Origin of the sequence: Amycolatopsis mediterranei, assembly GCF_026017845.1 — a bacterium.
Classification (GTDB): Bacteria; Actinomycetota; Actinomycetes; order Mycobacteriales; family Pseudonocardiaceae; genus Amycolatopsis; species Amycolatopsis mediterranei.
This window is the reverse complement of sequence record NZ_CP100416.1, coordinates 6,902,840-6,927,146: the sequence shown is the minus strand read 5'-3', so window position 1 is coordinate 6,927,146 and position 24,307 is coordinate 6,902,840. Positions and strand designations below refer to the sequence as shown.

Sequence of the window (24,307 nt, the reverse complement as noted above, 5' to 3'; positions counted from 1 at the left end):
TTTCGACAAGGAGGTCGGAATGGACATCACCCGCAGAACCGTGCTCGGCGGGGCACTCGCCGGGCTGGCGGTGGGCGCGGCCGGGATCACGCCGGCCCTCGCGGACGTGCCGGGCAGCGACGACTTCGGCTGGGCCGGGTTCCTGGGCACCGCGGACCTGTACTGGCGGCGGCTGCCGAAGACCTGGTACGAGGGCCCGTTCCTGGGCAACGGGTTCCTCGGCTCCGGCATCTACGCCGAGCCCGGGCAGAACGCGATCCGGTTCAACGTCCAGCACAGCCAGGTCCAGGACCACCGCCCGGAGTTCGGCTCGCTGTTCGGCCTGGCGCGGCTGCCGATCGGGTACTTCACGCTCGAGCCGGTCGGGGCGATCACCGCGATCGACTGGCGGATGGACCTGTGGAACGCCGAGCTGACCGGCACGATCACGACGGCGGCGGGCAGCCTGAGCCTGCGCGCGATCGTCCACACCGGACAGTCGCTGCTCGCGGTCGAAATCCGGCCGTCCGAAGGGGAGCGGGCGTTCAAATGGGTGTTCCACCCGGCGGTCGCGGTCAGCCCGCGGGCCGATCCGGTGTGGAACAAGCCGCCGCCGGCCGGCTACACCGCGAACCCGCCGGTGCAGCTTTCGGCCAGCGGTGACGCGCAGCTGGCCGTCCAGCCACTGCCGGCCGGCGGCGAGCACGTGACGGCGTGGCGTGAAGTCACGCGCGGCGGCGCACGCACCTTGTACACGTCGGTGGCGTGGTCGCACCCCGAGAAGACGTCGGCCGCGCGGGCGCTGGGCACGGTCCGCCGGGCGTGGGAGTTCGGCGCGCTCACCCAGGACCACCGGCGCTGGTGGCACGACTACTACCGGCGCAGCTTCCTGTCCATTCCGGACACCCGGCTGCAGGGCTTCTACTGGATCCAGCTGTACAAGGTGGCTTCGGCGGCCCGGCGCGAGGCGCCGGTGATGGCGACGTCCGGACCGTGGCTGGAGAACACGCCGTGGCCGGCGACCTGGTGGAACCTCAACGTCCAGCTCGAATACTGGCTCATCCACGGCTCGAACCACCTCGAGCTGGACGCGGTCAGCTACGCGCTGGACAAGTACCGCGCCAACCTCACCAGCCAGGTGGCGCAGCCGTACCAGGCCGATTCGGCGGGGATCCCGCGGACGACCGACATGACGCTGCTCAACGGCGTCTCGAATCCCACCAGCGGGTTCCCGGTCGGGATCCCGGGGCAGGACACGCCGACGCCGGAGGTCGGCAACCTGACCTGGGCGCTGCACAACGTGTGGCTGTCCTACCGGCACACGATGGACCGGAAGCTGCTGTACGGCACCCTGTTCCCGTTGCTGCGCCGGGCGATCAACTACTACCTGCACTTCCTCGCGCCGGGGCCGGACGGGCGGCTGCACCTGCCGCCGACGTTCTCGCCCGAGTACGGCGTCAACGCCCCGGACTGCAACTACGACCTCTCGCTGATCCGCTGGGGCTGCAAGACGCTGCTCCAGACCGCGCCCGGCGATCCGCTGGCGCCGAAGTGGCGCAACGTCCTGGCGACGCTGGTGGACTACCCGGCCGACGCCAACGGCTACATGATCGGCGCCGGGGTGCCGTTCGCGAAGTCGCACCGCCACTACTCGCACCTGCTGCAGATCTACCCGCTCTACGACGTCACCTGGGAACAGCCGGAGCACCGGGCGATCATCGAGACGTCGCTGAACCACTGGGTCGGCTTCGAAGGGGCGCTGCAGGGCTACACCTTCACCGGGGCCGCGTCGATGTCGGCGCAGATGCTGCGCGGCGACCAGGCCGCGTTCTACCTCGGGGAGCTGCAGCAGCGGTTCATCCAGCCGAACACGATGTACAAGGAGTCCGGCCCGGTCATCGAGACGCCGCTTTCGGCGGCGAAGTCCCTGCAGGACATGCTGGTGCAGAGCTGGGGTGGGGTGATCCGGCTGTTCCCGGCGGTGCCCGCGGCCTGGGGCGACGTCGCACTGCGGGACTTCCGCACCGAAGGCGCGTTCCTGCTCAGCGCGTCCCGGGCCGGCGGGAAGACGCGCTGGCTGAAGGTGCACAGCGAAGCCGGAGCGCCGTGCGTGCTGCGGCCGGGCATCGACGGCGACCTCGCGGTGACGGACGCGCGGGGCCGGGTTCGGCGCTGGCGGCGGCTGGCCAACGGGGACGTCCAGGTGGAACTCGGCTGCGGCGAGGAGGCGTTCGTCTACCGGAAGGGGGATCGGCCGGACTTCGGTGTCCGGCCGGTCGCGCCGGGTGGGGCGAGCGTGCCCTGGGGCCTGCCGTGAGCTGAGCCGGCTTTCCGGGTTCACGCCCGGGAAGCCGGCCCGCACGGCAGAATGGGCTCTCCGACGAGGGGAGCGCGGATGAGCGAGCCGGACGGCAGGCCCGGGCCGGGCGGGCCGCCGTACCACTACCCGCAGTGGCAGCCACCGGTGCCGCCGAAGCGGACGTCCCCGGCCGCCGTGGTGCTGATCGTCGGGTCGGTCGGGGTCGTCATCCTGATGGTGCTGGCCTTCGTGGCCTGGGGTTATCCCGGGTTCCTGCGCGAGCCGGACGGGCGGGGGGACGTCGCGCCGGGGCGCTGGCCCGCCATGTCGGCGACGGTCGTGCCGCCGACGCCGACGCCTACGTCGCCGAGCACCCCGGTGACCCTGCCGGGTGGACGGGCTCCGATGCCGAAGCGGACGAAGCCGCTGGCCGACCCGGTGACGTGCGCGTTCACCCCGGACTCCACCTCACCGGCACCGAAGAAGGTCGCGCTGCCGCCCGACGGGCCGGCGCCGTCGACCGGGACGGCCGGCGTGCGGCTGGCGACGACCGCGGGCGACCTCGGCCTCACCCTGGACCGCGCGCTGGCGCCGTGCACCGTGGTGAACTTCCTGAGCCTGGCGAAGCAGGGCTTCTACGACGGCACGTCGTGCCACCGGCTTTCGGTGACCACGGGCCTGCAGATGCTCCAGTGCGGCGACCCCGTCGGCGACGGCACCGGCGGCCCGGGCTACACGATCCGCGACGAGCTGTTCCCCGAGCTGACCTACGGCCGCGGCGTCGTCGCGATGGCGAAGACGTCCGCTCCGGACTCCGGCGGTTCCCAGTTCTTCCTGGTCTTCGGCGAGACCACCATCCCGCCCGAGTACACGGTGTTCGGCAGCATCGACGACGCCGGCCTGGAGATCCTCGATCGGGTCGCCCGCGGCGGGATCGACCGGTCGAAGCCGGCCATCGGCGACGGCAGCGGTCCCCCGAACACTCCGGTGACCTTCAACCACGTCACCACGACCCCGTGACTCGCGGGATCGAAGGGTCGACTCGCGTGATTGAGAGGCCGACACGCGTGATTGAAGGGTCGACACGAGCTGCCGCGGCCGGTTCGCCGTGTCGTCGCTCCAATCACGCGAGTTGACCTTCTCATCACGCGTGTCGACTCCTCAATCACGGTCGAGGAGCGTGCGAAGGGCCTTGATGAGAGACTCTGTGGGGGTGGGGGACTGCGTGGGGTGGCGGTAGGCGACGTAGCTGTCGGGGCGGATCAGGAGGCAGCCGTCCTCGTCGATGCCGCTCAGGCGGGACCAGTCGCCGTAGGCGTCGCGGACGCCCGGCTCGCCGATGCGGACCGTCCGCAGGTCCAGGCCCAGCTCGGCGCCGGCCTTGGCCGCCGCGTCGCGCCACGGCGTGCCGGTGAGCCCGGTCAGGAGCGTCCAGCGGCCGCCGCCCACGAGGTCCAAAGTGGACACGCGCCGCCCGTGCGCGCCGACCAGCCACGCGTGCGGCAGCTTCGCCCCCGGCTCGGTGCTCGGCCGGTGGAACAGCTCGGGATCGCGGCCGGGCACCGGCGGGACGCCGTCGGGCAGCACCGCGCCCGAGACGTACCGCTGGTCCAGCTCGACGCCGTGCGCGTTGAACTCGTAGTGCTTCAGCTCGATCGCCTGCTCCAGCTCACGCCGTTTCCGCGCTCCCTCGGCCGTCGGCGCGAGGCAGGTCTCGAGCCCGGCCGTGATGCCGTCGGCGTCGGTGCCGCCGGAGATGCCGAGGGCGGCGAAGATCGGCCCGAACTGGTCGCGGCTGAGGTTCGCCCGATCGACGATCTGCTTGCCGACCGGCGCCCGTTCGGCGGTGTAGCTGTCCAGCAGCCCCTCGCCCGCCTCGCCGCGCAGCACCATCGCGAGCTTCCACGCCAGGTTGTAGGAGTCCTGGATGGACGTGTTCGAGCCCAGCCCGTTGGACGGCGGGTGCCGGTGCACAGCGTCCCCGGCGCAGAACACCCGGCCGGCGCGGTACTCGGTCGCGTAGTTGTGGTTGACCGTCCACAGTGACGTCGAGGTGATTTCGACGTCCAGCGAAGGGTCGCCGACCAGGTCGCGCACCAGCCGCGTCGCTTCCTCGGCGTCGACATCGGGCGGCGGCTGGGCGATGTCGTAACCCCAGGTCAGCAGCCATTCGTTCCACGGCCGCACCATCCGGACCAGGCCCATCCCGATCCCGCCGAGGTGCGCGCCCGGCCGCATCACCCAGTACAGGACGCTCGGCCGGTGCGCCACGTACCGCGCGAGGTCGGCGGTGAACGTGATGTTCATGCTGCCCGCCTTGCCGGTCTGCCCGGCGATGGGCAGCCCGGCCTGCTCGGCGACGCGGCTGCGGGCGCCGTCCGCGCCGACGAGGTACTTGGCGCGCAACGTGAACTCGTCGCCGCGCACGCGATCGCGGAAGCGGGCCGTGACCCCGGAATCGTCCTGGGTGCAGGAAAGGAACTCCGTGTCCAGCCGCAGTTTCGCGCCCCGCGCGGCGGCTTCGCTCACCAGGATCGGCTCCAGGTAGGTCTGCGGCAGGTCGATCATGTGGCACGGGCTGGCGGCGGCGTATTCGGACGCCGACCGGTCGCCGGTGCCCCAGCTGGCGATCCGGCCGATCTCCGGCCCGGTCAGCGACGTGCAGAGCACGGTGTCGCCCATCAGCTCGGGCGGCGTCCCGGCGGCGAGGGCCTTGTCCTCGACGCCGAGGTCGCGCAGCACCTCCATGGTCCGCTGGTTGGTGATGTGGGCGCGGGGCGTGTTGGCCGTCCAGCCGTACTTGGTGGCCAGCACCGTGGGCACGCCGTAGGTGGCGAGCAGCAGCGCCGCGGAGCCGCCGGCCGGGCCGCTGCCGACCACGATGACGTCGGTGTCGTAGTTCACGCGCTGCTCCCTGAGATCCGGAAGGTGAAGTCGAGCCGGCCTCCGGCGAAGTCGGCGATCAGGCCGTCCTTGACGCCGAACACGGTGTCCGAGTCGAGGTAGTCCCCACCGGCGACGAACAGCTGCGTGATCAGCGTGCGGTAGCCGGGTTTGGCGATCATGAAGTGCAGGTGCGGTGCCCGGTAGGGGTGCCGCCCGACGGCGTCGAGCAGTTGTCCGACCGGGCCGTCGGCCGGGATCGGGTACGCGCTCGGCACGATCGTCCGGAAGCGCAGCCGTCCTTCGGCGTCGGTGCGGAACCGTGCGCGCAGCACCGGACCGTCGACGTCGGGCAGCTGGACGTCGTAGAAACCGTCCTCATTGGACTGCCAGACGTCGACGATCGCGTCCGCCACCGGCACGTCCGCGGTGTCCACCACCCGGATGTCCGTCCACAACGGAGTGCCGGACAGACCCGCGGCGAGGTCGGCGCCCTGTGGGGTCTCCGGCGGGCCGTCCACGTAGAACGGGCCGAGGACGGCCGACGGCGTCGTGTCCGGCGTCCGTGAGTTGGTCAGGACGTCGACCACGCTCGACACGCCGAGGGTGTCCGACAGCAGGATGAACTCCTGCCGCGTGTCGGTGGTGATGTGCCCGGCGCGGGTCAGGAAGCCGATCGCGTACTCCCACTCGTCCTGGGTGAGGTCGGTGCGGATCGCGTACCCGTGCAGCGTCTCGACCAGCTCGGTCAGCAGCAGGCGCACCCGGTCCGGCGCCCCGGCGAAGCTGTCGACCACCTGTTTCGTGAGCGCCTTGAGGCTGGGGCGCGCGGCCGGGCGCGTGCCGTGCAACGCCTGACGCAGCAAATCCGGCTCGCCCTCGATGTCGGCTTCGGTGAGACCCAGCTCGGCCAGCGAATGCGGGATCGGCAGGGACGCGGCGAGCTCGAAGACGTCGTCCGCGTCGTCGAGCCCCTGGTGCGCCATGACGTACGGGAGCAGGACGGCGTGGGTTTCGGCGTGCGGCAGGCCGAACTTGCCGCCCAGGTGGTGGCAGAGCCGGTGGTGCAGGCCCATTTTCACCGTGTCGAGGCACGTCCCCGCGAGCCACGCACCGCGCAGCGCGTCGGTGCGGGCGTCCACATCGGACGGATCGGCCGCGATCCGCGGCAGGGCGGCCATGAGCCGCTTCGTCGCTTCCGCGGCGAGCAGGTCGGTCATCGGGTTGGCGTCCGGGGCGTAGCGCGCTTCGACGGCGTGGGCGAGCGCGTTGAGCCCGCTCGCCGCCGAGACGGGGACCGGCAGCTCGAGGGTGAGTCCGACGTCGTAGAGGACGGTCTCCGGCCGGACCGCCGGGGTCCGCCGGGTGGTCTTGCGGCCGTCGGCGGTCTCGCCGAGGACCGACGTCAGTTCGGAACCCGCGTACGTCGTCGGGACGATCAGCTGCGGCAGGTCCGTCCGCAGCGCGATGGCCTTGGCCAAGCCCGTCGCCGAGCCGCCGCCGATCGCGACGACGCCGTCGACGTCGTGCTCGGCGACGACCTTGAGCGCGCGCTCGGTGACGTCGACCGGGGTGTGCATGGTGGCGTCTTCGAAGCGCGCGGCCAGCCGGGGGCCGAGCGCCGCCGCGGCCCGGTCGCCGTGGCGCGGACGGCCGATCAGCAGAACGCGGCCGAGCCCGAGGCGATCGGCCTCCGCGCCGAGGGTGTCGAGCGAGCCGAAGACCACCCGGACGGGGTTCGCGGCGTAGCTGAACGAGGTCATGCGAGGCAGTATCAAGCCGCAAAGGCGCCCGGTCCTGCACGTTCGAGCCGTGCAACAGCACGAAACGCGCGTTGTTCAGCCGGAGCGGCGCAGGGCGGCCGGTGTGGTGCCGAGCTGGGCGCGCAGCACCCGCGTGAGGTGCTCCTGGTGGGAAAACCCGCAGCGCACGGCGATCTCGGCGATCGGGTCGTCGCCCGTGCGCAGCAGCAGCCCGGCCTGTTCGACGCGCAGCCGCAGCAGGTAGCGGTGCGGCGGCAAGCCGGTGCGGGCCTTGAACCGGCGGGAGAACTGGCTGACGCTCAGCCCGGCGAGCGCGGCCAGGTCGGCCAGCGGCACCGGCTCGGCCAGCCGTTCGGCCATCAGGTCGCGGACCCGCGCGAACTGGCGGTCGGACAGGCCGCGGGCGGGCTCGGGCTCGGGGACACGCCCGGCCCGGTGCCGGCGCACGAGCTGGGCCGCCACGAGCGCGCCGAGCTGGTCGGCGTAGGTGCGGGCGCCCGGCTCCCAGTCGCGGACGACCCCGTCGAGGCCGAGCACGAGCTGTTCGAGCAGCGGATCGTGGCTGCCGAGCTCCTCGGCGAGCCGCACGGGCGCGTGCTCGCCGGCGGCGTCCTGCACGGCGTCGTCGGCGAGGTAGACGTGCACGGTGTCGAGCTCCCCGCCCAGCTCCACCGACAGCTCGGCGTGCGACGGCTGCAGGAAGAGCCCACCGGCCGGCATCCGCCGGCTCTGTTCGCGCGCGGTCCCGACCCCGCGCCGGACGGTGACCGGGCCGTCGACGTGCAGGATCAGCTGGTGGCTGCGGGCGGCCCCGAACTCGGCGCGGTAGGGACGTTCCCGCTGGCGGGAGACGTAGACCCGGTCCCAGCCGAGGCCGGCGCTGGTCCGGTCGGGGCGGACCCAGGGCAGCGCGAGGATGCCGTTGGTGTCGGCCAGCCCGAGTTCGCCCACGCTGCCTCCTCGACGTCGAGGCTGAGCGCGATGGTACCCGCCCTAAGCTGGGCGCCCGGACAGTCAGACACGGGGGAGTCCGTTGCCCTTCACCTTCGCGCACCCGGCCGCCGTGGTGCCGCTGGCCCGGTGGCTGTGGCTGCCCGGCCTGGTCGCGGGTTCGCTCGCGCCCGACGTCGCCTACTACGTGCCCATCCCGGGTGGCGCCCTGACCCACGAACCCGCCGGCCTGGTGAGCGTGGACCTGCTGCTCGGGCTGGCGCTGGTGGCGGCCGGGTACGCGGTTCTCGCGCCGGTCCTGGCGTTCGGGCCGGCCGGCTGGCGGGAGCGGGTGCCCCGCCCGGCCGGCCGCGTCCCGTGGCTCGGCTCGGTGGTCTCGGTCCTCGTGGGAGCGGCGACCCACCTGCTCTGGGACGCCTTCACTCACACCGGCGGCTTCGCCGTGCGGCACTGGGCGTGGCTGCGGGTCTCCGTCGCCGGCCCGCACCGGCTGTACAACGTCATCGGGTACGTGTCGTCGACCGGTGGCCTGGTGCTGCTCGCGGTACTTGTCGTGCGCTGGTACCGCCGGGCACCGCGGGCCGAGCGGGCGTGGCCGGCGCTGCCCCGCACCGGCCGGACGGTGGTGGCGGCCGGGCTCGGCGCGGGGCTGGTGGTGGGAGCGCTGCTCGGGCTGACGGACCCGGTGAGCCGGGTCAGTGGCTACGACTGGGTGAGGTGCCTGCTGATCGGCGCGGTCCGCGGCGGCTTCGTCGCGGCGGCCTGCTACGTCGTCGCGTGGCCGCTGATCCGATCAGAGGTCCAGCACGAGCCGCGATGACCGCGCGCGGGACACGCACGGGTACATCCGGCCCGCGGCGGCGCCGATGTCGTCGCGGTGCTCGGGTTCCCCCTCGACGACCGTGACCTCGCAGCTGCCGCAGACCCCTTCCCGGCACGCGGACGGCACCGGGCGTCCGGCGTGGTTCAGCGCGTCGAGCAGCGACTCGTCCGCCGGGACCTGGATCGTGCCCCCGGAACGGGCGCACACGACCTCGAACGCGGTGTCCGGCCCGAACGTCCGCCGGGTGGGCTCGAACCGCTCGGTGTGCACCCCGGGGAACACCGCCTCGGCCGCGTCCACCATCGACGCCGGGCCGCAGCAATACACCTCCGCGGCCGGGAATTCCTCGGCCAGGGCCGCGAAATCGGGGCGCGCGAGCCGCACGCGATCTCCGTAAAGCGAGGTGAGTTCCGCGGCGAACGGCCGGGACCGGCCCGCGTACACGAGCGTGACCGCGGCACCGGAAGCGACGGCGGACCGCAGCATCGGCACGATCGGCGTGATCCCGATCCCGCCCGCCACGAACAGGTACTCCGCGGCCGGGAGCAGTGGGAAGTGGTTGCGGGGCAACGAAACCGAGAGCGTCCGGCCCGGCTGCAGGAACAGGTGGATGTATTCGGAGCCACCGCGGCTCAGCGGGTCGTGGCGGACCGCGATGCGGTAGGCCGACAGGTCGCCGGGGTCGCCGCACAGCGAGTACTGGCGCGTCAGCCAGTTCGGCAGCTCCAGGTCGATGTGCGCGCCCGGCTCCCACGGGGCCAGCGGGCCGTCGTCACCGCGCAGGACCAGGGAGACGACGTCGTCGGTGACGTGCTCGACGTGGTCCAGGATGGTTTTCTGCAGTTCGGGCACGTCAGTACAGCTTCCGGTAGCCGTCTTCGAGGAGCTGCTCGAACAGCGCCGGGTCGACGTTCATCTTCTCGGCGGCCATCTCGGCGGCCGACGGCAGTTCCGCCGCCAGCGCCTGGCTCGCCGGGTCCCACAGGCGCGACCGGATCAGCGCGCGGCCGCAGTGGAAGTACACCTCGGCGACGTCGACGACGACCGCCAGCATCGGCGCCTTCGCCTCGGTGCGCATCCGGGCGAGCACGTCCGGGTCGTCGGTCACGTACGCGCTTCCGTTGACCCGCAGGGTTTCCCGCATGCCGGGGACGAAGAACAGCAGGCCGACGCCGTCGTTCTCGGCGATGTTGCGGAACGAGTCGGCGATCTTGTTGCCGAGCCGGTCGGGCAGCGCGAGCGTGCGCTCGTCGAGGACCTTGACGAAGCCGGGGTAGTCGCCGCGGGGCGAGCAGTCGGCGCGGCCCGCCGCGTCCGCGGTCGCCAGCGTCAGGAACGGCGAGAGCGCGATGAAGTGGCGGGCGTACTGGTCGATGCGGTCGCCGATCTTGGCCTTGATCATCGCCTCCGGCTCGCCCAGCCGGGCCCGCACCTCGGCGGGGGAGACGTGATGCAGCGTATTTGTGCTGGTCATGGCACAATTATGAGCAAACATTCAGATCTTGACTACTCGCTTTCCCGGGGGAAGCCGTGCCGTCGGACCAGCGCCGCATCCAGCCACGTAAACAGCCGCGTCAGGTGCGCGCCGAGCTGACCCGGCAGCGGATCCTGACGGCGGCTGCTCACGTTTTCGCCGACCACGGCTACTCGGCCGGCACCACCAACCGCATCGCCGAGCGCGCCGGCATCTCGATCGGCTCGCTGTACCAGTACTTCCCGAACAAGGACGCGATCCTCGCCGAACTGCTGACCCGGCACCTCGACGACGGTACGGCGGCCCTGGCGAAGCTCCTGGCCGGCCCGCTGCCCGGTCCGATCGAAGAGGTCTTCCGCGTCTTCGTCCGGCTCGCGGTCGAAGCCCACCTCGACGACCCCCACCTGCTGCGCATGCTGCGGGAGCAGGCCCCGCGGTCGAACGAGCTGATCGAGCGGCTCGACGGGCTGAAGCGGACCATGGTCGACCACACCCGCGTCCTCCTGGAGGGGCACCCCGAGGTCCACGTGGCCGACACCGCCACGGCGGCCCGCCTGATCTTCGCCACGGTCGAGCTGGCCGTCCACGACCTGCTGGCCGAGCCCGACCCGACCGACGCCCGGCGGCTCGAGGACGAGATGGTCGCGATGCTGACGCGGTACGTCAGGGGGTGAACCGGTAGGCGCCGGCGTCGATCCGCGTGCCGACCGCGTTGCCGTCGATGTCGATGTCCGCGTACTTCTCGACGCCGAGCCCGATGGCCGGGCTGCCGGTCTTGAGGGTCAGGTTCGTCGCGGACGTGAACATCGGATCGGCGACCTTGTCCGTGGCGCCCGGGGTGAACTGCCGCTGGCCACCGTAGAAGACGTTGTGGTCGGTCGCGGTCCAGCCGGTGTCGGCGTACCCGACCTTCATCGCGGCCTGGATGACGTTCTGGGTCAGCTTGAGCGTCTGGTTGGTGCAGCCGCCGTAGCAGACGAACCCTTCGGACTCGGCGTGGCCGAGCCGGACGGAGTTGTTGCGGAAGACCGTGCCGGTCACCGGGCCGTTGCCGTCCTGGGCGCCGCGCGTCACGATGCCGCCGCGCGTCTTGGCGCCGAAGACCGCGTTGTACTCGTAGACGTTGTTGCGGGACAAGCCGTCCGGGTCCTTCGCGTTGGTGCCGAGCTCGGTGAAGGACTCGTTGTCCTCGGAAATGTTGTGGTGGATGACGTTGTCGGAGCCGTAGAAGACCTCGACCGCGGCGCCGTCGAGGCCGCCGAAGTCGTCGCTCACCGCGATCGACCCGCTGATCCGGTTCCAGCCGATGTCGGAGCCGTTGCCCTGCACCAGGATCGCGAAGGCGCCGGAGTCGTCGTTGCCGCCCGGTGTCACGACGGTCATGTGGTTGTTGTCGACGAGGTCGTTCTGGGTGACCTCGGTCCCGTCGGCGCTCGGCGCGATGTAGACGCCCGCGCCGGCGCCGGTGATGTAGTTCGAGAGGACTTTGTCGTGGTCCCCGCCGACCTCGACGCCGGCCCATGAGCAGCGCCCGGCATCGGCCGCGACGCCGACCTGAAGGTCCTGCACGGTGAGGTAGTCGCCGGGCAGGTTGACGCAGGCTTCTTCGTTGCCCTGGACGATCGGGCGTGCGCCGTCACCGTAGGCGCCGATGGTCACCGGCGCGGAATCCGACCCCTTGCCGAGGACACTGAGGCCGCCGGTCCAGGTCCGGCCGCGCCGCAGCAGCACGGTTTCGCCGGGCTTCAGTTCGGTTGCGGCGACCTTGGCGAGGGACTTCCACGGCGCGGCCTGGGTCCCGGCCGCGTTGTCGTTGCCGAGGGTTTGGTCGACGTAGTAGGTGTTCGGCGCGGCGGTGGCCTCGGTGGCGGTGACCGTTGTGGCCGCGAGAGCGGCGAACACGCCGAGCGAGAGCAGTTTCCACTGGTTCGACATGGCCCGCGACGCTAACCCGGGCGGGTACACGGGCCGTACAAGTCAGCCGAGCCGTCCCCGAGGACGTAGCAGCCCATCAATGGACGGCCGTCTCGGTCACCACCCGCAGGCACCCCGCTCTGGTCCCCGTTCGTCGAGGAAGCCGGTCGACGGCCACAGCCCGGGATCGGTGTGGTCCCACCGTGCCCAGCGCGGGTTCGGCAGCGGCGGCTCGACATCGACCTCGGTCAGCTCGGACACCAGCCGGGCGAAGACCGCCGCGTAGCGCACGGCGACGTCCGGGGAGCCGCCGCGCAGCATTTCCCCGCCGGGCAGGAATTCCTCGGCGTGGACGGCCAGCGTGCCGACGGCGGTCACGGGGGTGAGCGGCCGCGGGCACGGGAACCCCCGCTGCGCCAGCCGGGCCTGAGCCTCGACACAGGCCGCGGCCCTGCCCTCGTTCTCCCGTGCCTTGACCACGACTTCCCGTCCGTCGGCCAGCCGCAGGCCGATCACGGCCGACAGCGACCGCCGTTCGAACAGCACGCCGGACGGCGCCGCGCGCAGGTGGCCGGTGCACCAGGACGGAAGCCAATCCGTTCAGCGGTCCCTGGCCGCGAGGGCCGCCTGGGTGCGGCTGGTGACGCCCAGCTTGGCCAGCACGTTCCCGACGTGCACCTTGACCGTCCGCTCGGCCAGCCGCAGCCGGGCCGCGATGTCCCTGTTGGACAGTCCTTCGCCCAGCAGCTCCAGCACGTCCCGCTCACGCGGCGTCAGCACACCACCGCCGCTGAGGGCCGATGCCGCCGCCGGGCTCAGTGCCGTCACGCCCTGGTGGGCCGCCCGGACGGCGGCCGCGAGCTCGTCGCCCGAGGCGTCCTTCAGCACGAACCCGGCCGCGCCCGCGGTGAGGGCTTCGCGGATTTCGCGGGGACGGCCGACCGTCGTCAGCATCAGCACCCGGGGTGCCGCCGGGCCGAGCCGGCGGAGGACTTCGAGGCCGTCCATCCCGGGCAGGTACAGATCGAGCAGCACGACGTCGGCTTCGACGGCCGAAGAAAGCAGCTCCGGGCCGCTCGCGTACTGGGCGACGACGTCGAGGTCCGGCTGCGCGCCCAGGATCAGCGCGATGCCCTCGCGCACCAGCGCGTGGTCGTCGACGACCTGAACCCGGATCATGCCCGCACTCTACTGTCGGCCCATGCGCCAGTCTTTCGTCACGACGGCGGCCGTCGCCGCGGTGTTCTTCGCGAGCGGGGCGTGGACACCGCACCAGGGGTGGCTCGCCGCCGGGCTCAGCGCGGCCCAGCTCGTCCCGCTGCTGTGGTCGCGTCGCGCCCCGGCCCTCGTGCTCGCCGTGGTGACCCTCGCGACGGCCGGGCACCTGCTGCTCGAGCCCCCACGCAACGCGATGTACGTGCCGGTGCTGCTCGCCCTCCACAGCACGCCGCAGCGCTGGCTCGCGGCGGCCGCGACGCTGGTCGTCGGCGCCGCCGTGTTCCCGGCGAAGGGCCCGCTCGACGGCACGGTCCTGGCGGTCACGATCTCCGCGGTGGCCTGGCTGCTCGGCGCCGAACGCCGCCGCGCGCTCGCCGAGCGGGCCGAGCGCGCGGCCCGGCGGCTGCACGACACGCTCGCCCAGACCACGGCCGTCATGCTGGTGCAGGCCGAGACGCTGCGCGCGGTCGGCGACCTGACCGACGCCGACCGCGAGCGCCTCGACACCCTCCTGGCCGCCGGCCGAGGCGCGCTGACGCTCGTCCGCCGCACGCTGGACGACCTGCGTGACGACGCCGAACGCGCCCCGGACCTCGCCGAGGTGCTGGCCCGGCTCCGCACCGCGGGGCTGGTCCTCGACCGCGACCCGGTGCTGCCCGCGCTGCCGCGCCCGGTGCGGGAGCTGGCCGAGCGGTTCGTCGCGGAAACGGCGGTGAACGCCTTGCGCCACAACGGTCCCGGCGTCCGGCTGCGGCTCGACGTCGAAGCCGGCGACCGGCTGACGATCACCGCGCGCAACACGATCGAGGGAACCCCGCACGAAGGCGACGGCTACGGGCTGGCCGGCCTCGCGGAGCAGGCCGCGGCGGCCGGGGGAGTGCTGACCCGCGGCCCGCGGGACGGCGAGTGGGTGGTCAGCGTCGAGCTGCCAGCAGCTGCGACACGGTCACGAACCGGTAGCCGCGCTGCTTGAGCCCGTCGAGGATCGGCCCGAGCGCCTGGCGGGTCTGCGCGCGGGAGCCGTACATCGCGTGCAGCAGCACGATCGAGCCCGGCCGCACCTGGCCGAGGACAGCGCTTTCGACGGTGGCCGCGTCCGGGGTGCCGTCGGAATCCGGCGCGACGTCCCAGGTGATCGTCGTGCGGTGGTGTTCGGCCAGGTAATGCGGGAGGGCGAAGAGCTTCTTGCCGTTCGGTGGCCGGAAGAGGATTTCGCCGGTGTACCCGGCAGCGCGGATGAGGGCATCGGTGGCTTCGACCTCGTCGGCGACCCACGACGGCGTCACGCCGATCATCCGGTCGTGGCTGAAGCTGTGGTTGCCGAGCTCGTGCCCGGCGGCGGCGATGTCGCGGGCGAGGTCCGGGTGTGCGGCCATGTCCCGGCCGATGAGGAAGAAGGTCGCGGGTACCTGACGGCTGTTCAGCGTGTCCAAGATCGCGTGGGTGCCCGCGGGATCGGGCCCGTCGTCGAAGGTGAGAGCGACGAGCTTCTCGGTGGTCTCGACGCGGTCCACCAGGGTGCCGAAGAACTGGAAGGTCCGCGACTTCGACACCTCGAACAGCACGACCGCACCGGTGAGCACGACGACCAGCGCGCTCGCCACGACGATCGTCCACTTCCGGGCACGGCGGGATTTCAAGATCATGGCGCCACCCTGGCGGTGGTGCCGGGACGCGGGGAAGCCGCAAAGGTACTAGTACCCGTCAGCATATGTTGACGACTCGATCGGGTCAGCATATGCTGACACGGGTGAGCATGACGACCGATCTGGACCACGCGGTCCGCAGCACCGATCCGGACGTCGCGCTGCGGGCGGTCGCACGGCTGCGGCGGCTGACCGAGCAGCTCGAGGCCGATCAGGTGGCCGCCGCGCGGAGGGCCGGCTGGTCGTGGCAGGACATCGCCGAGCGGCTCGGCGTCACCAAGCAGACCGTGCACCGCAAGCACCGGAGCCGGGAGGGCTGATGTTCAAGGGGGACCATCCCGCGGTGGGGCGGGTGATGCGCCGGGCGTCCGAGCTGGCGCGGGAGTTCGGGCACGCGCGGGTCGGCAGCGAACACCTGCTGCTCGCGCTCACGGAGGGGCCGCTGCCCGGCCTCGGCGGCGTCGAGCAGGTGGTGCACCGGGCCGCTCCGGACGGCGCGGGCGTGGCCGCCGACCGGGAGGCGCTGGCCGTGCTCGGCGTCGACCTCGGGCCGCTGCCGGGAGCCCTTGCGGATCGGCGGCCGGCGAAGGAGCCCCTGTTCCCGCTGGGAGCCGGGAAGGCCCGGCGGCGGTGCGCCCGTGCGGTGCCGCCGATCGGCCTGGACCTCCAAGCCGTTTACGCCGCGTCCTTGCGGCTCGCGCTGGCCCGCCGGGAACGCCGGCATCGCGTGGAACACCTCGCGCTGGCGCTCGTCGCGCTCGATCCCGGCGCCGACTGGGTGCTGCGCGCCGCCGGCGCCGACCGCGGAGAACTGCTCGACCGGCTCGCCTCCGCCTTCCCGCCGCCGCGGCGCAACCGGATGCTGCGGGCCGAACGGCGGGTGGGGTGCCGGTCGAGGTGCCGCGACATCGTGCGCGGCTACCAGCACACCACGGGCCGCACGGCGGTGGCGCCGTCGGCGTTGGCCACGCTGGTGCACTGAAGGAGGGGCACCCCGGGAGGTGCCCCTCCGGTGGGTCAGAGGGGGTTGAACACGCCCAGCGGCGCCGTGCAGAACGGGCCGCCGACGTACTCGGCCGCGGGGCCCGTCGGGGCCGGCTTCGATGCCAGCTGGTCCGCGTACACCTCCGCGTCGTCCAGGGACTTGTAGCCCAGGGCCTCCGCCTCCGCCAGCGAGTAGATCCGGCGCGTGTTGTCCGAGACGCCCCAGATCAGCCGGTACCCCGGCGACGGCGCCGCAAGGCACGCCTCGAACAGCCGTGCGCCGTCGTCCGGGGAGAGCCACGTCGTCAGGCCGCGCGGGCCCAGCGGCAACGGCGTCTCGAAGCACGAACCGATCCGGATCACGATCACGTCCATGCCGAAGCGCGAGTGGTACAGGCTCCCCAGCGCCTCGATCGCCGCCTTCGAAACCCCGTAGAACGTGTCCGGCCGCGGCGACGAGTCCGCCGGGAGGTCGGAATCGACGCGGCGGAAACCCACCGCGTGGTTGCTCGACGCCAGGATCACCCGCTGGACGCCCGCGGCCCGCGCCGCCTCCAGGACCGTCTGGGTCCCGTTGATGTTGACGTCCAGGGTCGCTTCCCACGAGTTCTCGCGGCTGTGCCCGCCCAGGTGGATCAGCGCGTCGACGCCTTCGCACGCTTCCGCCATCGCCGCCGGATCGGTCACCGAGGCCGTCACGATCTCTTCGGAGTCGGAAGACGCCGTCTGCGGGGCCAGGTCGAGCAGGCGCAGCACCCGGCCCGGGCGCCGCAGGCGGGGGCGCATCAGGGTGCCGACGACTCCCGCCGACCCGGTGATGAGCACGCGCTGGTCCGTCATGGGGTTCCTCTCACACAGAAGGGTTAACGGATGCCGGCCCGGCGCAGCTGCTGCCCGAGCTCGGCGGTGGTCTCGGCGAGCAGTTCGCCGACGCGGCGGGCGTCGTCGTCGGTCACCTGGGCGATGGGCATCGAGCAGCTGATCGCGTCGGTGCCCGGGATGCGGTAGGGGATCACCGCGGCGACGCACCGGACGCCCAGCGTGCCTTCCTCGACCTCGGCGGCGTACCCGCGCTCGCGGGTGGCGGCGAACTCGGCGTGCAGGCCTTCGAGCGTGGTGATCGTGTTCGGCGTCAGCGCGGTCAGCGTGGCCGGCATCAGCGCCTCGATCTCGTCGTGCGTCAGCTCGGCCAGCAGCGCCTTGCCCAGCGCGGTCGCGTGCGCGGGCAGCGTGCGCCCGACGCGGGAGACGAGGTGCGTCGACCGCTGCGACTCGCGCGTCTCGAGGTAGACGACCTCGGTGCCGTTGCGGCGCGCGAAGTGCGCGGTGAAGCCGGTCTTCTCCCGGATGCGCTCCAGGGCTTCGGTGGCGAACGGGACGACGGCGTCGCGGTCCAGGTACGCCGTGCCGCAGATCAGCGCCCGGACGCCGAGGCGGTAGCGGGCGGTGTTCGCGTCCGCCTCCAGCCAGCCGGCCTCCAGCAGCGTCCGCAGCAGGCCGTGCAGCGACGAGCGCGGGAAGCCCGTGCGCGCGTGCAGATCGGACAGGGACAGCCAGACGTCGTTCGCCGCGAACGTCTCGATGAGGTCGACGGCCCGCCGCGCGGATTTGACGCCCGAAGTCTCGGCGGGGGCGCCATCGGCCGCTGCCGGGTTGTCCACCTTCTGCGGCATTTGTGCGCCTCCGTCCGGCCGTTGACTTGTGACCCCGGCCATATTAGCGTCCCGAACAACGTTCTTATGGATGAACATAATCACTATAACAGACTCCGTTCATAGATGTGAACAGTGGCACCACATCGACGTGGACGCGGAAGGGAGCCTGCGGTGCACGCACTCGACTGGGCGATGGTCTGCGCGTATTTCGCGCTGATGATCGTGATCGGCTGGTGGTCGCACAAGAGAGTCAGCGACGTCAAGGACTTCTTCACGGCCGGTGGCAAGATGCCGTGGTGGCTGGCGGGCATCTCCCACCACATGTCCGGCTACAGCGCTGTGCTTTTCGTCGCGTACGCGGGCGTCGCGTATACCACCGGCGTCACCGTCTACTTCTGGGGTTTCGCGAGCATCGGCATCGGCGTGGGCATCGGCAGCTGGCTGTTCGCCGCCCGCTGGAACCGGTTGCGCTCGAAGCTCGGCGTCGCCTCCCCGCTGGAGTACCTGGCCAAGCGGTACAACGTGCCGACGCAGCAGGCGCTCGCGTGGAGCGGCAGCCTGCTGAAGATCTTCGACATCGCGGCCAAGTGGTTCGCCGTCGCGACGCTGCTGCACGTGTTCGCCGGGCTGGACTACAACCTCGGCATCCTCATCACCGGCGCGGTCACCCTGGTCTACTGCACCATCGGCGGCCTGTGGGCCGACGCGCTCACCGACTTCGGTCAGTTCGTCATCCAGGCCATCGCCGCGATCGTGATGATCGTCGTGGTGCTGGGCAAACTGGGCGGGATCTCGGCGCTCTGGACGATGTGGGACAAGCTGCCCGAGGGCCACGTCGATCCGGTGACGTCCAAGTACACCACCATCTTCCTGCTCGTCTACGTGCTCGTGAAGACGCTGGAGTACAACGGAGGCATGTGGAACCTGGCGCAGCGGTACATGGCCGCGCCGACCACGAGCGCGGCCAAGCGCGGCGCGCGCCTTTCGTCCGCGCTGTACCTGGTGTGGCCGCTGGTGCTGATGTTCCCGATGTTCGCCGCCCCGCTGCTCATCCCCGGCGTCAAGGACCCGACGCAGTCGTACGCGATCATGACCACGACGTTCCTCCCGCCGGGCCTCGTCGGCCTGGTGCTGGCCGGGATCTTCTCGCACACCATGGCGATGGTCTCCTCCGACGCCAACGCGATCTCCGCGGTGATCACCCGCGACATGATCCCGGCGATGTTCCGCCGCACCCGGCAGTGGACCGACGTCCAGGGCCTCAAGGCCGCGCGGATCACCACGGTGATCTTCGTCGCGCTGACCATGCTCGTGGCCACCCAGGCGCAGAACCTCGGCGGCGTGCTGCAGATCGTCGTCAACTGGGTCGCCGCGCTGATGGGGCCGATCTCGATCCCGCTGCTGCTGGGCATGCTGCCGTGGTTCCGCAAGTGCGGCCCGCGCGCGGCGCTGATCTCCTGGGCGGGCGGCCTGATCGACTACGCCCTGGTGTACTACGTGTTCAAGGCGAACCAGACCGTGCTGGTCGCGACCCCGATCCTGGTCTCGCTCGCCCTGTACATCGGTCTCGGCCTGCTCGCCCCCGAGCGCAGTGCGGCCGCCGATGAGATCGTCGACACCGTGAACCTCGCCGACGACGACGTCGACCGCAAGAAGGAAGGCACGACCGTGCCCGCCTGAGGCAGGCCACACCCGGCCGAACCCGAAAAAGGACGAGAGAGCAGAACTGATGGCACAGAACGAGATCGAGCTGGACGGCCTGCTGGCGTTCCCCCTCACCCCGTTCACCGAGGACCTCGAGGTCAACCTCGACGCACTCGCGGAGAACGTGGAGAGCCACATCGCGGCGGGCGCCGGTGCGCTGTTCGTGGCGTGCGGCACCGGCGAGTTCAGCTCGCTCTCGCCCGCCGAGCACGCCTCGGTGCTCACCCGGGCCCGGGAGGTGGCCGCCGGCCGCGTCCCGGTCTGGGTGGGCGCCGGGGGCGGCGCGGCGTCGGCGCGGGCCGGCATCGCGACAGCGCAGGCGGGTGGTGCGGACGGCGTCCTGCTGCTGCCGCCGTACCTCGTCACCGGGCCGTCGTCGGGCCTGGTCGACTTCGTCCGCTACGCCGTCGGCCACTCGTCCGTGCCGGTCATCGTGTACCACCGCGGCACCGGCGTGTTCACCGCGCCGGCCGCGGCTTCGCTGCTGGACATCCCGTCGGTCGTCGGGCTCAAGGACGGCTACGGCGACGTCGAGTGCATGACCCGGATCGTCACCACGATCCGGTCGCTGGACACCGAGCGGGCGCGGAACTTCCTGTTCTTCAACGGGTTGCCGACCGCGGAGGTCTCGGCCAAGGCGTACGCCGCGATCGGCGTCGCCCGGTACTCCTCGGCGGTGCACTGCTTCGCGCCGGAGATCGCCCACCGCTTCCACCGCGCGCTCGGCGAAGGCGACACGCGCGTGATGGACGCCCTGCTCACCGGGTTCTACCTGCCGCTGGTGGCGTTGCGGGACGAGACGCCCGGCTTCGCCGTCTCGCTCGTGAAGGCCGCCGCCCGGCTGCGCGGCGACAAGGTCGGCCCGGTCCGGCCGCCGCTGGTCGAACCGACGCCCGAGCAGGTCCGCCGGCTCGAGAAGGTCGTGGAGGACGGCTTCGTGACGCTGAAGGGGCTCGGCTGATGCGAATCCTCGACGTGGTGCTCACCCCGGTCGCGTTCGCGGACCCGCCGCTGCTCAACGTCATGGGCGTGCACGAGCCGTTCGCGCTGCGCAGCATCGTCCAGGTCAAGTGCGAAGACGGGATCGTCGGGCTCGGCGAGTCCTACGGCGACGACGCCTTCCTCGGCGAGGTGCGCAAGGTGCTGCCGCGGCTGCGCGGCCACGACGTTTTCGACCTGCCGGGCCTCCAGCGGCTGGTCGCCGAAGCGCTGTCCGACACGGTGCTGACCGATGCGCACGGCCTGATCGGTGGGTTCTCCATCCGCAAGACGATCGCGAGCGTGTACTCGCTGTTCGAGGTCGCCTGCCTGGACGCCCAAGGGCACCTCCTGGGCCGTCCGGTGACCGACCTGCTCGGCGGCCGGGCCCGCGAAGCGGTCGAGTTCTCCGCCTACCTGTTCTACAAGTACGGCAAGCACGTCGACGGCCGCGAAGACTCCTGGGGCGAGATCACCACGCCCGAGACGCTGGTCGGGTCGGCGAAGCGGATGTTCGACGAGTACGGCTTCCGCTCGATCAAGCTCAAGGGCGGGGTCTACGAGCCCGCGCAGGAGATCGAGGGCGTCCGCGCGCTGGCCGAGGCGTTCCCCGGGCACCCGCTGCGGATCGACCCGAACGGCGCCTGGACGGTCGAAACGAGCATCCGGGTCGCTTCCGAGCTCGACGGTGTCCTCGAGTACCTGGAGGACCCGACGCCGGGCATCGACGGGATGGCCCAGGTGGCCGCCGAGGCGTCGATGCCGCTGGCCACCAACATGTGCGTGGTCAACTTCGGCGACGTCGAGCCGGGGTTCCGGGCGCGCGCGATCGGCGTGCTGCTGTCCGACCACCACTTCTGGGGCGGGTTGCGGGCCACGCAGGCGTTGTCGGTGACGTGCGAGAGCTTCGGCGTCGGCCTGTCGATGCACTCGAACAGCCACCTCGGGATCAGCCTGGCCGCGATGGTGCAGGTCGCCGCGGCGACGCCGCACCTGACCTACGCCTGCGACACGCACTGGCCGTGGAAGGTCGAAGACGTCATCGAACCCGGGGTGCTGGAGTTCGCCGACGGCGCCGTCGCGGTGCCGACCACCCCGGGGCTCGGGATCACGCTCGACGAGGACGCGCTGGCGAAGCTGCACGAGAACTACGTCCGATGTGGACTGACCAAGCGGGACGACGTGACGTACATGCGGAACTTCGTCGCCGGTTTCGAACCGAACACGGCGAGGTGGTGAGCCGGTGAAGGTGACGGGATACGCCTACCCCTGGGACGTCCTGGAGGACGGGTTCGCCGCCCGGGCCCGGGATCTGGGTGTCGACGAGGTGGCCGTGGCGCTGTCGTACCACAGCGCCCGCGCGGCGACGCCGTGGTCGCCGTCCCGGACGGCCGTCGTGGCGCGGCACGCGGCCTTCTACCGGCCGGTGTCCGGGGAGTGGGGCACGCTGCGTCCGTCCACTCCGGACTGGGTGTCGTCTTCGGATTCCGGGGGTGACGCCGTCCGGCTGCTCAACGCGGCCGGGATCCCGGCCGCCGCCTGGATCGTGCTGACCCACAACTCCCAGCTCGGCTACGAACACCCGGACGTCGTGGTCCGCAACTGCTTCGGCGAGGCCTATCCGTGGGCGTTGTGCCCATCACAGCCCGCCGTGCGCGAGTACGCGGCGAAGGTGACCGCGGAGGCCGTCGCGGGGCTGGAGCTGGCTTCGGTGATCCTCGAGGCCTGCGGCCCGCTCGGCGCGGTGCACCAGCACCAGCACGAGAAGACCGACGGCGTGTGGGCGCCCGCGGTGGCCCGGCTGCTGTCGATCTGCTGCTGCGAAGCCTGCGCTGCTTCCTGGGACGTCGACGCGGAAGCCGTCCGGGCCCAGCTCGTCGAGGAGGTGCGGCGGCTGATCGCGACCGGGGATCTGCAGATCACCGGCGATCGGCTGCCCCCGGAGCTGACGCAGCTGCTGCTGCGAGCCCGGCAGAAGGCGACCGACGAGCTGCGGGCCGCGGTTTTGGCCACGCTCCCGGAGGGCATCCGGATCGTGCTGCACGGCGCGCTCGACCCGTGGGTCACCGGCGCGCTGCCCGGGCTGACGCCGTCGGCGCCCGACGACGTCGACGCGGTCGTATTGTTCGGGTGGGCCCCCGCGACGGGTGCCGAGGCCGTCGCGGCGGCCCGGGAGGCCCTGCCCGAACGGGTGGCGATCGCGAGTTACATCACCGCGGTCGCCGCCGCGCCGGTGCCGGACATCGCCGCGTACGTCGGCGAGCTGGCCAAGGCGGGGGCCGCCGAGCTGCACCTGTACCACCTCGGACTGGCCGGTCCGGGTCGCTGGGGCGACCTGGGCACGGCCACCGCCGCCGCCCATGAGAACTGAGGAGCTGTTCCACCCATGAGCCAGGCCACTGACGCTGCCACGCTCGAGAAGATCCTGGCGGGAGCCGCCGACGCCGCCCGTCCCGCCGCCGAGGCGACCCCGGCCGAACGCGCGGGCTGGCTGACCGCCGTCGCCGACGCCCTCGACGCCGCCGCGGGCGAGCTCGTCCCGCTGGCGCACGCCGAGACGCACCTGCCGGAGACCCCGCGGCTGGCCGGCGAGCTGAAGCGCACGACGTTCCAGCTGCGCCTGTTCGCCGAGGTCCTCACCGACGGCGAGTACCTCGGCGCCACCGTCGACCACGCGGACCCGGACTGGCCGATGGGCCCGCGCCCGGACATCCGCCGCGTCAAGACCGCGATCGGGCCGGTGCTGGTGTTCGCGGCCAGCAACTTCCCGTTCGCGTTCAGCGTCGCCGGTGGTGATACGGCGTCCGCGCTGGCCGCGGGCTGCCCGGTGGTCCTCAAGGCCCACCCCGGGCACCCGGAGCTGTCCGCGCAGACGGGCTCGATCGTGCGGGAGGCGCTGATCAAGGCGGGCGCTCCGGCGGCCCTGTTCAACGTGATCTTCGGCCAGGAGGAAGGCGTCACCGCGCTGAAGGACCCGCGGATCGCGGCGGCGTCGTTCACCGGCTCGATCCCCGGCGGGCGGGCCCTGTTCGACATCGCGAACGCGCGGCCGCGGCCGATCCCGTTCTACGGCGAGCTGGGCAGCGTCAACCCGGTGGTGGTCACCGAGGCCGCGATCGCCGCGCGCGGGGAAGCCGTGGCGAAGGGCTACGCCGGGTCGTTCACCCTCGGCGCCGGCCAGTTCTGCACCAAGCCGGGCCTGCTGTTCCTGCCGGAGGACCACGGCCTGACCGACGTGCTGCGTTCGGCGCTGGACGGCGCCCCGGCCCAGCCGATGCTCAACGACCGGATCGCTTCCGGTTTCTCCGCTCAGCTGTCCGCGCTGCGGGAGGTCCCGGGTGTCGAGGTCGTGTCTTCGTCGGATTCTTCTTCGCCCGCGTTCACCCCGACGCTGCTGACCACCACCGGCAAGCAGTTCCTCGAGGGCGGCGACACCGTGCACGAGGAGTGCTTCGGGCCGGCGTCGCTGATCGTCACCTACGCCGACCAGGCCGAGCTGCTGCGCCTGCTCGACGTGATCGAACCGGGGCTCACCGCCACGATCCACGGCGAGGAGTCCGATGTGGACTGGCTCCGGCCGGTGCTGCCCTCGCTGGCCCGCATCGCCGGCCGGCTGCTGTGGAACGACTGGCCCACCGGCGTGACGGTGAGCTGGGCCCAGCAGCACGGCGGCCCGTACCCGGCCACGACGGCCCCGACGACGACTTCCGTCGGCACCGCGGCGATCGAGCGGTTCCTGCGCCCGATCGCCTGGCAGGGCTTCCCGGACGCCCTGCTCCCCGAACCCCTGCAGGAGGCCAACCCCTGGCAGCTGCCCCGCCGCACCGACGGCTCCCGCTGATCCGCAGATTCCGCTGACCGCCGCGGGGGCGCCCCCCGGTTCCAGCCTATCGCTCGGCACCGACAGTTTCCGTTGATCCGGCGCCACTGACCCCACACCACCGATCGGCGCCACCGACCCGCGGGGGCGCCCCCCGTTTCCACATTACCGCTCGGCACCGACAGTTTCCGGAGCCGAGAGCCGGAAAAGTCACCT

Annotated in this window: 23 protein-coding genes; 12 read left to right on the top strand and 11 right to left on the bottom strand. The window is 72.0% G+C overall.

The window, feature by feature from the left end:
* The first annotated feature begins 19 nt into the window (after positions 1–19).
* Positions 20–2,296, top strand: coding sequence for a glycosyl hydrolase family 95 catalytic domain-containing protein (locus ISP_RS30725; RefSeq protein ID WP_013227787.1), 2,277 nt, complete (start codon positions 20–22; stop codon positions 2,294–2,296).
* A 78-nt stretch (positions 2,297–2,374) separates the two neighbouring features.
* Complete coding sequence (locus tag ISP_RS30720) at positions 2,375–3,298, top strand: peptidylprolyl isomerase (protein WP_013227786.1); 924 nt, start codon at positions 2,375–2,377, stop codon at positions 3,296–3,298.
* A gap of 141 nt (positions 3,299–3,439) precedes the next feature.
* Here ISP_RS30720 and ISP_RS30715 read toward each other — a convergent pair whose 3' ends face one another.
* The 3 genes from ISP_RS30715 to ISP_RS30705 form a co-directional block, all read right to left on the bottom strand.
* Positions 3,440–5,182: an FAD-dependent oxidoreductase gene (locus ISP_RS30715; protein WP_013227785.1), complete on the bottom strand. Its 1,743-nt coding sequence runs from the start codon at positions 5,180–5,182 to the stop codon at positions 3,440–3,442.
* Entirely contained in the window at positions 5,179–6,924 is a 1,746-nt protein-coding gene (locus ISP_RS30710; RefSeq protein WP_013227784.1) for a maleylacetate reductase and hydroxyquinol 1,2-dioxygenase domain-containing protein, read from the bottom strand. Before ISP_RS30710 ends, ISP_RS30715 begins: the two co-directional genes overlap by 4 nt.
* A gap of 75 nt (positions 6,925–6,999) precedes the next feature.
* Positions 7,000–7,875, bottom strand: a complete 876-nt coding sequence (locus ISP_RS30705) for a helix-turn-helix domain-containing protein (RefSeq protein ID WP_013227783.1) — start codon at positions 7,873–7,875, stop codon at positions 7,000–7,002.
* Between the two features lie 82 nt (positions 7,876–7,957).
* Here ISP_RS30705 and ISP_RS30700 point away from each other — a divergent pair, with 82 nt between their 5' ends.
* Positions 7,958–8,695, top strand: coding sequence for a DUF4184 family protein (locus tag ISP_RS30700; RefSeq protein ID WP_013227782.1), 738 nt, complete (start codon positions 7,958–7,960; stop codon positions 8,693–8,695).
* Here the strand turns inward: ISP_RS30700 and ISP_RS30695 are convergent.
* Entirely contained in the window at positions 8,669–9,550 is an 882-nt protein-coding gene (locus tag ISP_RS30695; protein ID WP_013227781.1) for a PDR/VanB family oxidoreductase, read from the bottom strand. The two genes, ISP_RS30700 and ISP_RS30695, sit on opposite strands and share 27 nt — an antisense overlap.
* A gap of 1 nt (position 9,551) precedes the next feature.
* Positions 9,552–10,172: an MSMEG_1061 family FMN-dependent PPOX-type flavoprotein gene (locus tag ISP_RS30690; RefSeq protein WP_034286365.1), complete on the bottom strand. Its 621-nt coding sequence runs from the start codon at positions 10,170–10,172 to the stop codon at positions 9,552–9,554.
* A 56-nt stretch (positions 10,173–10,228) separates the two neighbouring features.
* Here ISP_RS30690 and ISP_RS30685 point away from each other — a divergent pair, with 56 nt between their 5' ends.
* Complete coding sequence (locus ISP_RS30685; RefSeq protein ID WP_176742110.1) at positions 10,229–10,846, top strand: TetR/AcrR family transcriptional regulator; 618 nt, start codon at positions 10,229–10,231, stop codon at positions 10,844–10,846.
* On the opposite strand, the gene ISP_RS30680 is transcribed toward ISP_RS30685, so the two are convergent.
* The 3 genes from ISP_RS30680 to ISP_RS30670 form a co-directional block, all read right to left on the bottom strand.
* On the bottom strand, positions 10,836–12,107 hold the full coding sequence (locus ISP_RS30680) for a right-handed parallel beta-helix repeat-containing protein (protein WP_013227778.1): 1,272 nt from the start codon (positions 12,105–12,107) through the stop codon (positions 10,836–10,838). The two genes, ISP_RS30685 and ISP_RS30680, sit on opposite strands and share 11 nt — an antisense overlap.
* Before the next feature lie 96 nt (positions 12,108–12,203).
* A complete protein-coding gene (locus ISP_RS30675) occupies positions 12,204–12,632 on the bottom strand; it encodes an aminoglycoside phosphotransferase/kinase family protein (protein ID WP_013227777.1) in 429 nt (142 codons plus the stop codon).
* A gap of 54 nt (positions 12,633–12,686) precedes the next feature.
* Entirely contained in the window at positions 12,687–13,265 is a 579-nt protein-coding gene (locus ISP_RS30670) for a LuxR C-terminal-related transcriptional regulator (protein WP_013227776.1), read from the bottom strand.
* 22 nt (positions 13,266–13,287) lie between these two features.
* On the opposite strand from ISP_RS30670, the gene ISP_RS30665 reads away from it, so the two are divergent.
* Positions 13,288–14,277 carry a histidine kinase gene (locus tag ISP_RS30665; protein WP_013227775.1) on the top strand — a complete coding sequence of 330 codons (990 nt, stop codon included), beginning with the start codon at positions 13,288–13,290 and terminating at the stop codon, positions 14,275–14,277.
* On the opposite strand, the gene ISP_RS30660 is transcribed toward ISP_RS30665, so the two are convergent.
* Positions 14,219–14,950: a polysaccharide deacetylase family protein gene (locus ISP_RS30660; RefSeq protein ID WP_014467388.1), complete on the bottom strand. Its 732-nt coding sequence runs from the start codon at positions 14,948–14,950 to the stop codon at positions 14,219–14,221. The two genes, ISP_RS30665 and ISP_RS30660, sit on opposite strands and share 59 nt — an antisense overlap.
* Before the next feature lie 110 nt (positions 14,951–15,060).
* Here ISP_RS30660 and ISP_RS30655 point away from each other — a divergent pair, with 110 nt between their 5' ends.
* Both ISP_RS30655 and ISP_RS30650 read left to right on the top strand, forming a co-directional pair.
* Entirely contained in the window at positions 15,061–15,270 is a 210-nt protein-coding gene (locus ISP_RS30655; RefSeq protein WP_013227773.1) for a helix-turn-helix domain-containing protein, read from the top strand.
* Complete coding sequence (locus tag ISP_RS30650; RefSeq protein WP_013227772.1) at positions 15,270–15,932, top strand: Clp protease N-terminal domain-containing protein; 663 nt, start codon at positions 15,270–15,272, stop codon at positions 15,930–15,932. The genes ISP_RS30655 and ISP_RS30650 overlap by 1 nt, the downstream gene beginning before the upstream one ends.
* A gap of 35 nt (positions 15,933–15,967) precedes the next feature.
* Here the strand turns inward: ISP_RS30650 and ISP_RS30645 are convergent, their stop codons facing one another.
* The gene (locus ISP_RS30645; protein ID WP_013227771.1) at positions 15,968–16,774 is read right to left on the bottom strand and encodes an NAD-dependent epimerase/dehydratase family protein; all 807 of its coding nucleotides are present in this window, start codon (positions 16,772–16,774) and stop codon (positions 15,968–15,970) included.
* A 23-nt stretch (positions 16,775–16,797) separates the two neighbouring features.
* The gene (locus ISP_RS30640; RefSeq protein WP_013227770.1) at positions 16,798–17,607 is read right to left on the bottom strand and encodes an IclR family transcriptional regulator; all 810 of its coding nucleotides are present in this window, start codon (positions 17,605–17,607) and stop codon (positions 16,798–16,800) included.
* 153 nt (positions 17,608–17,760) lie between these two features.
* Here ISP_RS30640 and ISP_RS30635 point away from each other — a divergent pair, with 153 nt between their 5' ends.
* The 5 genes from ISP_RS30635 to ISP_RS30615 are packed head-to-tail and all read left to right on the top strand — an operon-like array spanning position 17,761 to position 24,112.
* Positions 17,761–19,269 (top strand): sodium:solute symporter family protein, encoded by a 1,509-nt coding sequence (locus ISP_RS30635; protein WP_014467387.1) that lies wholly within the window; start codon positions 17,761–17,763, stop codon positions 19,267–19,269.
* A 49-nt stretch (positions 19,270–19,318) separates the two neighbouring features.
* The gene (locus ISP_RS30630; protein WP_013227768.1) at positions 19,319–20,254 is read left to right on the top strand and encodes a 5-dehydro-4-deoxyglucarate dehydratase; all 936 of its coding nucleotides are present in this window, start codon (positions 19,319–19,321) and stop codon (positions 20,252–20,254) included.
* Positions 20,254–21,510: a glucarate dehydratase family protein gene (locus ISP_RS30625; protein ID WP_013227767.1), complete on the top strand. Its 1,257-nt coding sequence runs from the start codon at positions 20,254–20,256 to the stop codon at positions 21,508–21,510. Before ISP_RS30630 ends, ISP_RS30625 begins: the two co-directional genes overlap by 1 nt.
* Before the next feature lie 4 nt (positions 21,511–21,514).
* Positions 21,515–22,642, top strand: a complete 1,128-nt coding sequence (locus tag ISP_RS30620) for a hypothetical protein (RefSeq protein WP_013227766.1) — start codon at positions 21,515–21,517, stop codon at positions 22,640–22,642.
* A gap of 15 nt (positions 22,643–22,657) precedes the next feature.
* Complete coding sequence (locus ISP_RS30615; protein ID WP_013227765.1) at positions 22,658–24,112, top strand: aldehyde dehydrogenase (NADP(+)); 1,455 nt, start codon at positions 22,658–22,660, stop codon at positions 24,110–24,112.
* The last annotated feature ends 195 nt before the right edge of the window (positions 24,113–24,307 follow it).